Annotated in this window: 13 protein-coding genes; 6 read left to right on the top strand and 7 right to left on the bottom strand. The window is 61.8% G+C overall.

Translation table 11 applies throughout. The annotated features are described in order from the left end of the window. Positions 1-36: 36 nt before the first annotated feature. Entirely contained in the window at positions 37-1647 is a 1611-nt protein-coding gene (locus tag GTP45_RS10140; protein ID WP_161013753.1) for a methyl-accepting chemotaxis protein, read from the bottom strand. A gap of 207 nt (positions 1648-1854) precedes the next feature. On the opposite strand from GTP45_RS10140, the gene GTP45_RS10135 reads away from it, so the two are divergent. Genes GTP45_RS10135 through GTP45_RS10120 form a run of 4 tightly spaced genes read left to right on the top strand, consistent with a single transcriptional unit; the run spans position 1855 to position 4810 of the window. Further along, positions 1855-3057, top strand: a complete 1203-nt coding sequence (locus tag GTP45_RS10135; protein WP_166454607.1) for a SpoIIE family protein phosphatase — start codon at positions 1855-1857, stop codon at positions 3055-3057. Positions 3058-3066: 9 nt separating this feature from the next. Beyond that, on the top strand, positions 3067-3624 hold the full coding sequence (locus tag GTP45_RS10130; protein ID WP_161013751.1) for a SiaB family protein kinase: 558 nt from the start codon (positions 3067-3069) through the stop codon (positions 3622-3624). Between the two features lie 20 nt (positions 3625-3644). Next, on the top strand, positions 3645-4031 hold the full coding sequence (locus tag GTP45_RS10125; protein WP_161013750.1) for a DUF1987 domain-containing protein: 387 nt from the start codon (positions 3645-3647) through the stop codon (positions 4029-4031). Between the two features lie 8 nt (positions 4032-4039). Further along, positions 4040-4810, top strand: a complete 771-nt coding sequence (locus GTP45_RS10120) for a GGDEF domain-containing protein (protein WP_161014179.1) — start codon at positions 4040-4042, stop codon at positions 4808-4810. Here GTP45_RS10120 and yjjJ read toward each other — a convergent pair. Together yjjJ and GTP45_RS10110 are read right to left on the bottom strand one after the other, a co-directional pair. After that, positions 4767-6140 (bottom strand): type II toxin-antitoxin system HipA family toxin YjjJ, encoded by a 1374-nt coding sequence (yjjJ, locus tag GTP45_RS10115; RefSeq protein WP_161013749.1) that lies wholly within the window; start codon positions 6138-6140, stop codon positions 4767-4769. The two genes, GTP45_RS10120 and yjjJ, sit on opposite strands and share 44 nt — an antisense overlap. Positions 6141-6227: 87 nt before the next feature. After that, entirely contained in the window at positions 6228-7178 is a 951-nt protein-coding gene (locus tag GTP45_RS10110; protein WP_161013748.1) for a 2-hydroxyacid dehydrogenase, read from the bottom strand. Between the two features lie 156 nt (positions 7179-7334). Here GTP45_RS10110 and GTP45_RS10105 point away from each other — a divergent pair, with 156 nt between their 5' ends. After that, positions 7335-12317 carry a hybrid sensor histidine kinase/response regulator gene (locus GTP45_RS10105; protein WP_161013747.1) on the top strand — a complete coding sequence of 1661 codons (4983 nt, stop codon included), beginning with the start codon at positions 7335-7337 and terminating at the stop codon, positions 12315-12317. A 104-nt stretch (positions 12318-12421) separates the two neighbouring features. Beyond that, positions 12422-12676: an NHLP-related RiPP peptide gene (locus GTP45_RS10100; RefSeq protein ID WP_161013746.1), complete on the top strand. Its 255-nt coding sequence runs from the start codon at positions 12422-12424 to the stop codon at positions 12674-12676. Positions 12677-12726: 50 nt separating this feature from the next. Here GTP45_RS10100 and GTP45_RS10095 read toward each other — a convergent pair whose 3' ends face one another. The 4 genes from GTP45_RS10095 to GTP45_RS10080 all read right to left on the bottom strand — a co-directional run bounded on the left by GTP45_RS10095 (position 12727) and on the right by GTP45_RS10080 (position 15120). Continuing rightward, positions 12727-13737, bottom strand: coding sequence for a DUF4351 domain-containing protein (locus tag GTP45_RS10095; protein WP_161013745.1), 1011 nt, complete (start codon positions 13735-13737; stop codon positions 12727-12729). Between the two features lie 73 nt (positions 13738-13810). After that, on the bottom strand, positions 13811-14251 hold the full coding sequence (locus GTP45_RS10090; protein WP_161013744.1) for a GNAT family N-acetyltransferase: 441 nt from the start codon (positions 14249-14251) through the stop codon (positions 13811-13813). Then, positions 14248-14460, bottom strand: a complete 213-nt coding sequence (locus tag GTP45_RS10085; protein WP_161013743.1) for a hypothetical protein — start codon at positions 14458-14460, stop codon at positions 14248-14250. Before GTP45_RS10085 ends, GTP45_RS10090 begins: the two co-directional genes overlap by 4 nt. Before the next feature lie 345 nt (positions 14461-14805). After that, positions 14806-15120: a hypothetical protein gene (locus GTP45_RS10080; RefSeq protein ID WP_161013742.1), complete on the bottom strand. Its 315-nt coding sequence runs from the start codon at positions 15118-15120 to the stop codon at positions 14806-14808. Between the last annotated feature and the right edge of the window lie 157 nt (positions 15121-15277).

Genomic DNA, 15277 nt, shown 5'->3' with positions numbered 1-15277 from the left:
TGCGGCGCATTTTGTTACATGCGCCGCTCGTGCCCCTTAAGCAGCGCGGAGGAGTTCCGGCAAGCGCTCGCGTGATGGCAAGGCTTGGATGGTGGCGTGCTGCGAGTCAGTCTTGAACGACTGGACTAACTGCGCCAGTGCACGCGCCTGGGCTTGCATGGAGGCTGCGGCGGCGGCCGCTTCTTCGACCAGGGCGGCGTTTTGCTGGGTGACGTCGTCCATCTCGCTGATGGCGGCGTTGACTTGTTCGATGCCGTGCTCTTGCTCACCGCTGGCTGCGCTGATGGCGCCGATGATCTCGGTAACCTTCTGCACGCTGGTGACGATGTCGTTCATCGTGGCGCCGGCGGTTTCGGCCAAGGCGCTGCCGCTGGCGACGCGTTCGGCGGAATCGTTGATCAGCTTTTTGATTTCCTTGGCCGCTTCGGCTGAGCGTTGCGCCAGGTTGCGCACTTCGCCTGCGACCACGGCAAAGCCGCGTCCCTGCTCGCCGGCGCGTGCCGCTTCCACGGCCGCGTTCAAAGCCAGGATATTGGTCTGGAAGGCGATGCCGTCGATCACGCTGGTGATGTCGACGATCTTGTGCGCGTAGTCGTTGATGCTGGCCATGGTCTGCACCACTTCCGTTACCACCGCCCCGCCCTTGCCCGCCACCTCGGACGCCGACATCGCCAGCTGATTTGCCTGGCGCGCGTTGCCGCTGTTTTGCTTGACGGCCGCCGTCAATTCTTCCATCGCCGACGCCGTCTCTTCCAGCGCACCGGCCTGATGCTCGGTGCGGCGCGACAAGTCCATATTGCCGCTGGCGATTTCGCGTGAAGCCGCATCAATCGCCACCGCGCCATCGCGCACGCGGCCCACGGTATCGGACAGGCGGCCGGTCATGTGCGACAGCGCGTCGAACAACTGGCCGATTTCATCGCTGCGGCCGTGTTCAATTGCCACGTGCAGTTCGCCGCTGGCCACTTGCTCGGCCAAGGTGACGGCCTGCGTCAGCGGCTTGACGATGCTGCGCGTTAGCATCCACGCCAGCACCGCGCCCAGCGCCAGGGTCGCCAGGCCCAGGCCAATCAACAGCGCGCGGCTGCCTTCGAACTGGTCGGATGATTCCTCCGCCAGCGCCTTGGCTTGCTGCGTCTGATGCGCCAGCAGCTTTTCCAGCGCGCCGGCGTACGCCTTGAACACGCCCGGCCATTTGTTATCGAGCAGATCGCTCACTTCCTGTATGCGGCCGCTATCTTTAAATTTGAACAGTTCGCCGCGCATCGCCAGGAAAGCAGCCTTCTTCTCGGCCACCACGCGCACCAGCGCCGCCTCATCATCCTGCACCGGCATTGCCGCCAGCTTGCGCTCCATCTCGGCCGCTACTTTCTCGCCGGCCGTCAGTTGCGCCTGGAAGATGTCCGACACTTCCAGGCTATCGCTGCGGCCGATCGACATCGCCCGCAAACCATTCAGCTCCGTCACGCCCAGCAGCTCGGAGGTCAACTGCTGGCGCGCCAGCTTCTCATGCACGAGGTTAGCCGCCGTGTCGTTGGCCGATTGCAGCCGCCACAGCGACACGCCCGACATGCACGCCATCACCAACAGCAGCACCGCAAACGACGCCACCACCCGCATACCCGTGTTCAATTGAGGGAATTTCATAACCATTCACAAAGACAAGAAAAGTGCCTGCGGCACGAATTCTCACCAATTTACACACCCAATGTGACGCCCTTGTTACCGCAAGGCAATTAATGCAACATTATTTTCTCCAGATCAAGATGTAATGAGCAGGTAATAATTTCCTATTAGCATGCAGGCCTCAGTGTTAATAAAGGGTTCCTCGCCGTGGAGTTCAATGCCTCTCGTTTGCACCTGCCGCGTTTTCGTTTGTCGGTTGCCGCCGATTTGTGCGTGGAAACCATTTCGGTTTTGTCCGACACTACCAATTTCGCCGTACTGGAACTGTTCACGGAGCGCCGTGACTTGATGAGCCTGCCCGTAATCGAGGCCGGCCGCCCTATCGGCCTCATCAGCCGCAACATCTTCATGTCGCAGATGTCCAAGCCTTTCTATCACGAGCTATACGGTAAAAAGAGCTGCATCGCCTTCATGGACAAGGAACCGCTGATCGTCGATGCCGCCATGAGCATCGAGGCGCTGACTTTCCGCGCCGTGGAATCGGGCGAGAAGGCACTGGCCGACGGCTTTATCGTCACGCGCGACGGCACGCTGGCCGGCGTCGGCTTCGGCCTCCAGCTGATGAACGTGGTGGCCAATATGCAGGCCGAGAAAAACCGCCAGATCATGCACAGCATCGACTACGCCAGCGTGATCCAGCGCTCGCTGCTGCGCCCATCCAACCTCGCACTGAGCGATGCGCTGGACGACGCGCATCTCGAATGGCAGCCGCGCGACGTGGTCGGCGGCGACTTCTATCACTTCGCCAAGTACGAGGACGGCTGGTTCGCTGCGATTGCCGATTGTACCGGCCACGGCGTGCCTGGCGCTTTCATGACGCTGATTTCTTCGTCTACTTTAACGCAGGCCTTGCAGCAACTGGGCCCGCGCGATCCGGCGCGCCTGATCGCGGAGGTGAACCGCGGCGTCAAAGGCATGCTGGGCCAGGTCGAAGGCCACGGATCGGCCGAATCCAACGACGGCATGGATGCCGCCTTCCTATGGTTCGACAACGCCACCCGACAGCTGCACTTCGCCGGCGCCAAGCTATCGCTGTTCCAGCTCGCCCCGGATCAGCAAGCAGTACAAACCGTGGACGGTGAACGCATGGGCGTTGGCTACGTCGATTCGCCGCTCGATTACGAGTGGACCAACAAAGTGATCGCCATCCCGGAAGGCAGCCTGCTGTTCCTCACCACCGACGGTTTGATCGACCAGATCGGCGGCGCCAAGGACATCGCCTACGGCAAGCGCCGCATGCGCGACGTACTGCTGGCCCAACGCACCGAGTGCGCGCGCCACGTGTCGCAAGCCATGCTGGATGACTACCAGGCGTGGCAAGGCCAACAGCCGCGCCGCGACGACCTGACCTTTTTCTGTTTCCGCCCCTGAGGAGCAATTTTGCTGTACGAAGAATTCAACGACTTCTTTGACGTGGCCCGCAAGCGCCACATCATCTTTTTCTACGTGGGCTATTTTTCGCAGCACGTGGTGGCCGCCATTTCGGAGACCATCAAGGCGCGCCTTGACGTAGCCGGTGCGGCCGGCCCTACGCGGCGCCGCATCTTCTCGTCGTTTGTCGAAATGTCGCAGAACATCATGCACTACTCGTCCGATTCGCTGACGCCCGACGAGCAAGCCGAGAACCAAATCCGCCGCGGCTCGTTCTGCATCGGCATGAAGGGCGACAGCTTCTTCCTGCTGTGCGCCAACCCGGTCGATAGCGCCAACGTGCAGCGCATCAGCAGCCGCCTGGAGCCGCTGCACACCATGACCATGGAAGAGATCAAGTCCGCCTACAAGAAAGCCCTGCGTGACGAAACGCCGGCCGACAGCAAAGGCGCGGGCCTCGGCTTCCTGACCATGGCGCGCGACGCCAGCGAGCCGCTGGAGTTCGAGTTCGTCAAGGACGCGCACAACCCGGACGCCACTATTTTCTGCATCAAAGCGATCATCTGAACCTAATACAGAGAACAACAATGGAACCACTTTTTATCGCCGCTTCGCCCACCTCGCCGGAAATCGACTTCCGCTTTGACCAGCACACGCTGTCGATCAAGGGCGAATCCTATCCAGAAAACGCTGCCGCCTTCTACGGCCCGGTGATCGCGCGCGTGCAGGCATGGCTGGATAGCTGCAAGGAGGCCGAGATTACCGTCAACGTGTCGCTGGCCTACTTCAACAGCTCCAGCACCAAGATGCTGTTCACCTTTTTCGAGTCGCTCAACAACGCAGCCATGGACGGCAACCAGGTGCGCCTGAACTGGTATCACGATGAAGACGACGATACCATCCTCGAATTCGGCCAGGAGCTGCAAGACGATTTCGGTGCACTCGACTTCCACGACCACGCAGTGAGCAACTAATGAAATCCATGGCCGACGCCGACCTGTTTGCGCTGGAAAGCGCCGCACTGGCGAATGCCAAGGCGGCGCATGACGACCCGCGCGCCGATGCGCGCGCAGCGTTGGCAGAGATGATCGTCCACTACGAGCGCCTGATGCGCGAGAGCCGGCGCCTGATCCGCCGCAGCGACCGCGCAGAACTGGATATGAACCAGATGAACCGCCAGCTGCACGAGTTGGCGCAGCAGCTGGAATACCGCGCCACCCACGACCCGCTGAGCGGTGCGCTGAACCGCGCGGCAGTCATCGATCAGGCCTCCGACTGCCTTGAAAAAGGCGATATGGCGCTGATCGTGCTCGATATCGATCATTTCAAATGGGTCAACGACGATTTCGGCCACCCGGCCGGCGATACCGTCATCAAGACCGTGGTGGCCTGCCTGAAAACGCTGCTCGGCCCCGGTGTGGCCATTGGCCGCGTGGGCGGCGAGGAATTCTCGGTGGTGTGGCCTACGTCATCGGTCGAAGAGGCCAAAGAAGTGGCGCTGCGCATTTGCGACGCCATTGCCGATCAAGTCTTCGGCGCACCGATCGACCGCCAGATTACGGCCAGCGTGGGCGTGAGCTGGAACACCATCGGCACCAGCTTCGAACTGGCCTACAGCCGCGCCGACGAAGCGTTGTATGCCGCCAAGCGCGCGGGCCGCAATTGCGTAAAGATCTATTCGCAATTACCGCTACTCGCCGCAACCCCGGCTACGCCATCATCTCCCGCAGACGCTTCAACTCCTTGCCATTAGCCTTGCAGACGGCGCGGAAGGCCGCACTGATGCGCTCATCCGCCGCCGCCACACGCCAGAAAGCCATCGCCGCATCGGCAGCGGCCAGCCAGTCTTCACGCTCGGCCGGCAGCGGTAGCGATGGCGCATACTCACGCTGCGGCAGCTCCACGCCGCGCGCCGGCGCATACAGCATCGGCAGCATGTCGTAGGCTGGCGCCAGTTCCAGCGGAGGCTCGCTCTCTGCGCCGGGAACGAAGGCCAGGTTCCCCTCGTGCATATCGCTGTTGGCGATCAAGCGGCCGAAGTGCCACAGGCGATTGATGCGCCGATGCGTGGCCGCGCTGATGTAGCGGTCAGCCAGCATGCGCGCCGCCGCCCTGCTCCAGTTTTCGCCGGCCAGTCCAAACAAGGCAGCATCCAGCGCCGCCCATGTACAGACGGCGGAGCGGCCGAATTCTCCATGGCGGTCAAAGCGCTCCACTTCCAGGAAGGTGCGGTTGTCGGCGCGGAATATGCGGCTGCGCGCGGCGGGCACTCCCAGTTCATTAACGATGGCTTCCAGTGCAAGGTGCTCGCACACCAGCAGATCAGACCAGCGCTGCACGCCGGGAGTGTGATCGTTGCCTGAGAATTTAACGATCACGTGTGCGCGTTCGCCCTCATGCTCGCGGAAGGCCGTAAATTTGGGGAACTCGCCGCCTGCCGAGGAACCGGCGTCGCCGGCAACCATGGCCAAGTCGGCCAGCGCCCAGTATTCTTGCTGCTTCGCCAGACGGTGCCCATCCCGCATCACCGCAAGGTGTTGGCGGTAAGCTGCTTCGCCGATGATGTAGTTGCCGGCCGTGTCGTGGCCGAGATTCGCCAGCACGTAGAGGATATCGTCCTCCGGCCATTTCTGCGGATCGGCACCGACTTGCAGCAGGCCGGCATAATTGCGCGCGAAATTACGTCCCAAGAAGCCTTGCGGACGCATATCATCCAGCGGATATGGCAGGCCGGGGAACCAGCCGTCGCGCATCTCCGGCGCCAGCGGCCATTCAAACTGCTGTTCGTAACGCAGCGCGCAGCCGGCCGGATAGATCGGGTCCAGCACGGCGATTTGTTCGCCGCGTCCTTTTTGATCGATGCGGTAGACCGGCAGCGACGCGGTGCTGCCGCGCAGCGGACGACGCGCCGCGTAGCTGGTCCGGCGGGCAGCGCCGCGCACCACCACTTGGTCGCCCAGTTCGCGCACCATGCGCATCATGGTGGCGCGGCTGAGCGTTGCGCGGCTTTTCTGCAAGCGCAGCAGCAGCTCAGCGCCGGACAGTACCCGCGCCAGCCGGAGAATCTGCAAGATATCAGTCATGTGAAACGCTATATGAAACGATTCTAATTACATAAATATAGCATATTCAATGACTTACGCACTCAAGAGCACAAACCCATGAAACGATTATGCAACAGGTGTCAGCAAGGCCTTGCCGCCGAAATGCGCGAGCAAATTGTCCACCACGAGCTGCCCCATGGCGTTGCGCGTCTCCACCGTCAGGCTGCCGACGTGCGGCGTCAGCACCACATTATCCAATTCGCGCAATGCCGCCGGCACCCGCGGCTCGTCCGCAAATACGTCCAGCGCGGCCATGCCCAGCGAGCGCTCGCGCAGCGCGGCGATCAGCGCCTCCTCATCCACCAGCGAACCGCGCGCGATGTTCACCAGCGTACCTTGCGGGCCTAGCGCCGCCAGCACCGCCGCATCCACCGAATGGCGCGTGGCCGGACTGCCCGGCGCAGCCACCACCAGATAATCGCTGGCCTCGGCCAATGCCAGCAGCGAATCCGCACGCGGCACGCCCACGCCGTCGATAGCGCGCGGCTGGAAGTACTGCACCTGCATGCCAAAAGCCTGCGCCCGCAATGCAATCGCCTGCCCGATCCGCCCAAAGCCATAGACGCCGCATACCTTGCCGCGCAACGCACGCGTCGGCGCAATTGCCTTGCCGGCCTCCCAGCCGCCGGTGCGGACAAAGAAGTCCAGTGCCGGCAAGCGGCGCGCGGCCGACAGCAATAAGGTCAACGCCAAATCGGCCACGTCATCGGTCAGCACGCCCGGCGTGTTGGTGACGTGGATGCCGCGCGCGCGGGTTGCGGCCAAGTTCACAGCATCGGTGCCAATACCGTTGACGGCGACGATTTCCACTTTCGGCAGCTGCGCCAGCAAGGCCGCATTGATGCCGATCGCGCCGGTCGTCAGCACCGCGCGCACGCTGCCGGCCACACTTTCAAGCCACGCGGCCTGCTGCTCAAGCGGCTGCTGCCACAGGTGGCGGCACTCGAAATGCTGCTCCAGTTGCGCCATCACGCTGGCCGAGGGACTGGCCGCCATTACCAATACTTCAGGTTTCATAACTATACCTACTCTGGTTTGCCTGTGGTGATTGTACAAGCGCAGCGCATTTCCCGTTGCCAGACATAGACTTTCGGTCAGCATTTCCGTATGCTTAAGCTACCCTAGAAGGAGCGCGCCCTGATCTATGTCCTTGCAGCCCTGTTAGCAACCGCCATGCGCTGGCTGCGCTTCGCCGCGTTTGCAGTGTTGGCCGGCATGGGGGCCTGTAGCGCCGCCTTGGCCGCGCCGGAGCGCTGGGACCAACTGGCTACCCCCTTATTCGAACACCTGGGCCTCGACCAAGGCTTGCCGCATCCCGTCGGCATGGCGCTGGCGCAGGATGGCGACGGCTTTATCTGGATCGGCACCCAAAGCGGCCTTGCACGCTGGGATGGCTACCGCGTGCGCAGCTTCCGCCACGACGCCGCCGATACATCCAGCCTGCCGGGTGACTTCATTCAGGCACTGCACGTGGACGTGGCCGGCCGCCTTTGGGTCGGCACTGCCGCCGCCGGCTTGGCCATGTATGACAAGCACACCGAAAAGTACACCCGCTTAAACGATGAGTTAAGCCGGGGGCTGGTCAGCGCCATCGCCAGCGACGCCAAGGGCAACCTTTGGATCGGCACCCCGACCGGTTTGAAATACTACGACACCGTCCACAAGACCATCCGCCGCTACAGCCACGAAGACACGCCCGGCCTGCCGGACAATCAAATCCGTTCGCTGTTGATGGATCGCGCCGGCAACCTGTGGATCGGCAGCGCCACCGGCCTGTCGCGCATGAAGCCCGGCGGCACCATCGTCGGCATTCCCGTCCACGACGGCCAGGGTGCATGGAGCGACACAGTGCTGGCGCTGGGAGAAAATAGCCGCGGCCAGATCGCCTTCGGCACGCTGAAAAGCGGCATCGGCGTGATTGAAGCGCTGGCCGACAACGGCCGCATCGTCGCACTCAAAGGCGTGAAAGACGCACAGGCCAATATGGTGCTGGCGGTGGCCGAGACGGTGCCTGGCATCTGGTGGGCCAGCACCTACGGCGGCGGCGTCATCGAGTACCGCACCGGCAGCGCCCGCAGCGTGCGCATACTGCACCAGCCGGCAGTCTCCTTCAGCCTCAGTAACGACCGCACCGCCGCCCTGCTGCGCGACCGCAGCGGCATGATCTGGGTGACCACCGAGCGCGGCGTCGATATCTACGATCCGCACAGTGAAGCCATCGATTCCGTCTTTGGCGCCGAAGGCGCGCAGGAAGCCGGGGTGTCGGCGCTGATGACCGACAGCCGCGGCGACGTCTGGATCGGCCTTGCCGACCAGGGCATCGACATCGTCCCGCACGACGGCGCCCGCCGCGGCGCCCTGCGCCCGGATCCGCACAAGCCCGATACGGCGCTCCCCAACCGCGTGATACTGTCGCTGGCCGAAGCGGAAGCCGGCGAGGCATGGATCGGCACTCAACTGGGCTTGTACCACACCAGCCGCAATGGCACTGCGGTCAAGCGCATTCCGCTGCCGCAGCAAAATCCCTATCCGCGCATCGGCACCATCCTTGTCCGCAAGGGTGAACTGTGGATGGGCACTTTTGAAGGCCTGCTGCGCTACAACCCGGCCACCGGCGCATTGATACGCTATGTGCAGGGACAGCAAGAAGGCGGCGGCCTCACTGATAACCGCGTTCACGCCGTGGTGGCCGACGCCGATGGCGCCTTGTGGATCGGCACCCGCAACGGCTTGAACCGGATCGATCCCGAAAGCGGCAAAGTAGAACAGATCAAGGCCAATCCCGCCAAGCCGGATGCACTAATGGAAGCGGTCATCAACGCTCTGGTGTTTGATCGGCGCGGCCGCCTGTGGATCGGCACCTACGGCAGCGGCATTTGCGTGATGACCGGCCGCGACGCGCTGGGCGAACCGGTATTCGAGCACGTTGGCACCGCAGCGGGACTACAGAACGGCACCATTATGTCGCTGCAATCGGATCCGATCGGCCGCATTTGGGCGGCGACCTCCGACAGCATTGCCGTCGTTGATTCGGGCACGCTGCGCGCCCGCGCGCTGACCCGCGCCGACGGCTTGGCCTTCCGCACCTTCTTCATTGGCGCCAGCACCGTGACGCAGGAGCGCGACCTGGTGTTCGGCGCCACCGCCGGCATGGCGGTGGTGTACCCGGGACGCCTGAGCGACTGGGCCTACCGCCCGCCGCTGGTCATCAGCGCGGTGCGGCTGGATCAGCGCGCGCTGACGCCGTCCGAGTTGACCGGCAAGGCCGGCCCGACACTGATCCTGAAACCCGATAACCAAAGCTTTGAAGTGGAACTGGCGGCGCTGGACTTTTCCGCGCCGCAGCGCAACCGCTACTCCTACCTGCTGGAGGGCTTCGACCAGCGCTGGATCGAAGTCGACGCCACCCGCCGCATCGCCACCTACGGCCACCTGCCGCCCGGCGACTACACGCTGCGCATGCGCGGCAGTAACCGCGAAGGACTGTGGAACGCCGACGAACTGGCGCTGCGCGTGACGGTGCTGCCGGCGTGGCATCAGACCTGGTGGGCGTGGCTGTGCTATTTCCTCGCCGCCTGCGCGCTGGCGTGGACACTGGTGCGCATGCGCGTGCGCCAGTTGCACCGCAAGGGCGAGGCGCTGCAGGCGCTGGTCTATTCGCGCACCCAGCACCTTGAAAAACTCAACGCCATCGTCAAGTCGATTAACGAGCAAATTGATTTCGACGCCCTGCTGCACACCATCCTGCACGAATCGACCATCATCAAGGGCATCGACTCGGCACTGGCGCTGGTGCGCGAGGATGGCACGGAGACCCTGAGCCTGCGCGCCGCGTGGGGCCGCATCGACGCCGCTGCCGACGCCTATCGTATCGATCTGCGGCAGGCCGAGTTGCGCTACGCGCCGCCTATGGACATGATCGCCCCCGATATCTTTGAAGTGCACCACCCGCATTCACTGCCGGGAGACGTGTGCGCGCTGCTGTCGGTGCGGGTGGTGATCGACGGCCAGGTCGAAGGTTACCTGATCTTTGAAAACTACCAGTACCAAGCCACCTTCGCACCGAGCGACCTTGACCTGCTCAAGGCGCTGAAAGAGCCGTTCGTCTCGGCTTACCAGAAGGCGCGCTCGATGCGCATGATTGAACAAGCGCGCACCAATGCCGAAGCAGCCACGCGCGCCAAGAGCGAGTTCCTCGCCAATATCAGCCACGAGATTCGCACGCCGATGAATGCGATCCTTGGCTTCGCCGGCCTGGGCACCCACCTCGATTTGCCGTCGCAGCCGCTCGACTACTTCCGCAAGATCAGCCGCGCCGGACAAAGCCTGCTACAGATCATCAACGACGTGCTGGACTTCTCCAAGATCGAGTCGGGCAAGCTGGAACTGGAGGCGTTGCCGTTCGACCTGCCCGATACGCTGAATCAAATCGCTGACCTGTTCTCGTGGCGCGCCGCCGAGCGTGGGCTGGAACTGGTGATCTGGTCGACGCCGGAGGTGCCATCCAACCTGCTGGGCGATCCGCTGCGGCTGGGACAAATCCTGGTCAACCTGGTCGGCAATGCGCTCAAGTTCACCGCCAGCGGCCACATTGAACTGCGCGTGGAACTGGATGCGGCCACGCTCAACGTCGTCCCCGGCGGGCCGCTGGTGCTGCGCTTTACGGTGGAAGACAGCGGCTTGGGCATCAGCCAGGAGCAGCAAGCGCGCCTGTTCCAGGCCTTTGCGCAGGCCGACGCCAGCACCACGCGCCTGTACGGCGGCACCGGCCTCGGTCTCGCCATTTCGCAGCAGCTGGTGCAGAAAATGGGCGGCGACATCTCGGTCGATAGTGAACCCGGCGTCGGCAGCAGCTTCAGTTTCACCGTGCATCTGCAAGCGGCCGTTGATCAAACGCCACCGCTGCCTGCGGTGCCCGCGGCCGCACAGGGCAAGCGCGTGCTGGTGGTGGACGACTGTGAAGCCACCCGCCACATGCTCAAATTCCAATTGACCGGCCTGGGCCTGCGCGCGCGCGCGGTGGCGTCCGGCGCCGCAGCGGTGGCAGCGATGCAGCTCGATAACTACGACGTGCTGCTGATCGACGCCGATATGCCGGATCTCGACGGCATCGAGACCTTGCAGCGCATCGCCGAAGATCCCGAACTGGCAGGCGTGCCCGCCGTGTTGATGGTAACCGCCTACGCGCGCGAGCATAACAAAGAGACCATCGAACAGACCCGCAGCATGCCCTTCCTCGATAAGCCGGCCAATCCTCAGCTGCTGCGCAACGCCGTGCTGTCGGCGCTTGGCCTGGAGACCAGCCAGCAAAGCGTGGCCACCAACGCGCCGCCGTCGTCGGTGGCGGTGCAGCGCATCCGCGGCGCCTACGTGCTGGTGGTGGACGATAACGCCATCAACCAGCAAGTGGCGAGCGAAATCCTGCAGCGCGCCGGCGTGCGTGCCGATGTCGCCAGTAGCGGCGAGGAAGCGGCACGCCTGATCGGCGTCAACCTCTATGACGCTGTGCTGATGGACATCCAAATGCCGGACATGGACGGTTACCAGGCGACGGCGCTGATTCGTTCCGACCAGCGCCATGCCGCCCTGCCCATCATCGCCATGACCGCGCACGCGGTGGCCGGCTACCGCGAGCGCTGCCTGGAAATGGACATGAACGACTACGTCACCAAGCCGATCGACCCGGACACGCTGTACGCCGTGCTGGCAACGTGGGTGACGCCGGACCTGGGCCGTGCCGGCGCCATGGAGCCGGAACCCTTATTGCGCCGCAGCGGCGCGCCGGCGGCGCCGCGCCCCGGCATCAATATGCACGAGGCGATGGAGCGGCTGGGCGGCCACGAGGCGCTGCTGTCGCAACTGCTGAGCTTGTTCGCGCACGACTTTGAATCGAGTTTGCAACAGATTCAAGATGCAATCCACTCGGGCGAATTGTTACACGCGGCTGATTTGGTCCATAAAATTCGCGGCGCGGCAGGTAATCTTTCTGCAAACGAACTTTTTAAAACATCAACGGCGCTCGAAGACCGTCTCAGAGAGGAGCCGGCTGTGCTGCCTGATTTAATGCATGCATTTGTGCTAGCGTTCGATGTTGTCATGGAGAGCGCGCGGCAAGAGACGGCGGCACGCGAGACCGAAGTCGCGCCGACTTCCTAGCGTCTTGCTAGGTTTGAAATGGCTTGAGGTCGTCGCTTGCATGTCATACGATGAAGTTGCGTTCCCCAACACGCACCGAACTCCTCCACATGAAAGGGTAAGACATGGCCACGTATTCCCCACAAGATCTCGACCTGCTGCTGTCCAAGCTGTCCGGTGATGACAGCTTCCGCCAAAGTTTCCTGAAAGACCCGCAGTTGGCGCTGGGCGGCCTGGGCATCAAGCTCGATGCCAGCCAGATCCCATCCACGCGCAGCCTGCCGGCCAAAGAAGTGATTGCCGCCGGCCGCCACGCCATCAAGGGCAAAGTGGAAAGCGCCGCCGGCGCCGTTCCTTTCTTCCTGTCGGGCCAACGCTAAGCGCGCCTTCCCCGCCAGCGATGCCCGGTCCCGATTGGGCCGGGCTTTTTTTATTGTGAGGACGCAAAAACCTGCTTCAGCGATTCAGCCGATGCGAGTGCGTCGCTCCATGCTTCTATTTGCGACTCCGTCGCCCTCGCCAACCGCTTTCGGGTAGTTTGCGGTAATGGCCCGAAGCGTTGTGCCAGCTGCCGTTCCAGCAGCATGGCAGCGCCCTCTTTGCGCCCTTGTGTCAGCCCCTCTTGTTTGCCCTCCTGCTTGCCCTCTTGCCGACCTTGCTTCAGGCCTATTTGCACGCCATCGTTAAGGAACATTTGTTCCAATGGATTGAGTAATTTCATGTCGTGCTCCTTTCCAAACTTGAGAACGACCTGCCAGTAACGGCGTTGATGCGGCTCAGGCAAAACCATCATCCAGTTGATCACGTTGAATAACACCATTATGCGCCTACCACTCCAGCGATGCTGGAACAGTACCCTCGTTAAACGCAGCTTATCGGCAAAGAGTGTGGGTGGATCACGATGAGCCTGCTGCGCACACAAATGAACCAGCGTGACCCAAGCAATCGGATTATGCGAGGCCGCCAGTGCGTCGGGGTCAGCGCGATAGTCAAGCAGCTTCGCCGTATTAAAAGAGAATATCCTTCCCACACCTCGAAATTGCTGACGAAAGCGGCTGGGCCGCCAGCGGGGATCAGTATCGGCTAAGACGACGAAACTCAGCACCGGCCAGCCATGCGCTTTGCCAATCCGGTAGTTGTAGTCATGTACCCGCCGCGCCAGTGCCGCATCACGCTGCGCCTGAATTTCAATGTGAATCAATACTTGTTGCGCGTGGCCGTTACGCATGCAGACCTCGAACAGCTTATCGGCCACCATGACGTTCGCCGCAGCGCCAATGCCAAACTCGGCAAGTTCCTTGTCACGACAGCGTGGCCGCCGCTTCCAGTCGATGCTGGCGCTGAAATCGGGGAAATAGAACTCCATGAAGGAACGAAAAGCATGCGCTAAAGCGGCTTTCCAAGGCAGATCGTAGCGAGCGGGCTGGGCGGTATCGGACATCTGCCCAGTCTGCATTCATATGCAGACTGGCATATGACAAAAGACAAAACACCAGCCGATTTTCATGCGCCGACTATTGATATCGCTCGTAGGCGGCGTCACCATGGGCGTCGATTCCGATGTAAGTCCAGCCGGTGGCTTGATAAAACCCTTCCGCCCGCGTGCCGGCGCCGGTGGTGAGATGGATACGTGCCAATCCTTGGTCAAACAGCCACCTCACCATCGGCTCTTGCACCATCCTGCCGTAGCCCTTGCCCTCGTGATCTTCATGCACGAACAGCGCCCAAATATTACCGGTCTCGTGCTCGCCGACAGCAAAGGCAACGATCACGCCCTCTTCCTCCAACACCCAGCCACGGCCGATGGTTTCGAGGTACGGGATGTAAGTCTCTTCTGTAATTTTGGTATTGGCGCTGAGCCGATTTTCCCGCACCGCCTTGCGCACCCTGTGCATAGCCGGAATATCCTCACGCGAGGCGTGACGAACGACGATCCCATCAGGTGCAGACGTCATGCCTTGAACGACTTGCCCTTGGCTTTTCGATGCGCGAGGTACACGCCCAGCATGGCGCCGAGCGACTGCATGATGGTCGCGGCGGCGTAGGTGCCTATTGAGGAAAACTCCTTGTTCCCGGTGGTCATCGTCGAGGAGAGGTCGAACAGGAAGTAGATAAGCGCGCTGGCCGGGATGCAGAGCGCGTAAGGAATCCAGCCAGGACGCATAAACGTTCCAATGCCATAACCGCAGGCAAGCGCAGCCAGCCAGTAAATCAATTTCACTCTCCTTGATAACGTTATCAATAAGTTATATCAATTTAGCACAGGCGTGGGGTGCAAGGCAAATCATGGAGGATGACGCTCACGCGCATCATCGAACTCAACCATGAGCATTGCCCACTTAATCGGCCCCTCGTTTTTGTTGATCATCGAGTGGTGGCGAAGCCGTCCACTGAATTGACGCGACAAGGATCAATCCAATAAGCAGGCGAAGCATTTCACTCCCAACGTACTTAAATTAACCGGCGCGCGTTAGCGTGTCCACGTTGAATGTATTGTTGGGCAAGGTGGTCACAGCATAGATTTTTCATGGATTTCGTCCTCCGTGAATGCCGCAGCCAAGACTTCCTTGGGATAGATAGCCCCATTGCGGCGAGCAGAAAGAATTCGCTCAATTTTTTCAACTGAAAGGGTATTCCCTTTCAGGGCAACCGCAACGCTCGTAATCTCAGTGCGTCGAGCGAGAAATTTTTGCAGTTGATCCAATTCCAAACCGATCGAATGAGCGGCAGCGATTTCGGCAGCCACATTGGCTGGAAACCCGGCTCCGGTGTCCAGATTCAAGCGTCGCGCAAATTCTTCAAAGTACTCGGAAAGTTCCATCATGCAGCCCAACGTTTGAGTTCACCAGCGCCGAATACGTCGGCGTGCAACGGCTTGTGGGGTGTTTGCGCTACTGGCCCCTGCGACCTCGAGCAGCCCTTGAAATTGAACCAGCAAAATAGGCGCTAATGTGGTGCTGCACGCTGTGTATGGGTTCCCG

This window comes from Duganella rivi, from assembly GCF_009857435.1.
In the GTDB taxonomy this organism is placed as follows: domain Bacteria; phylum Pseudomonadota; class Gammaproteobacteria; order Burkholderiales; family Burkholderiaceae_D; genus Rugamonas; species Rugamonas rivi.
The sequence above is the reverse complement of the archived record's forward strand: the minus strand, read 5'-3'. Positions and strand labels throughout refer to the sequence as shown.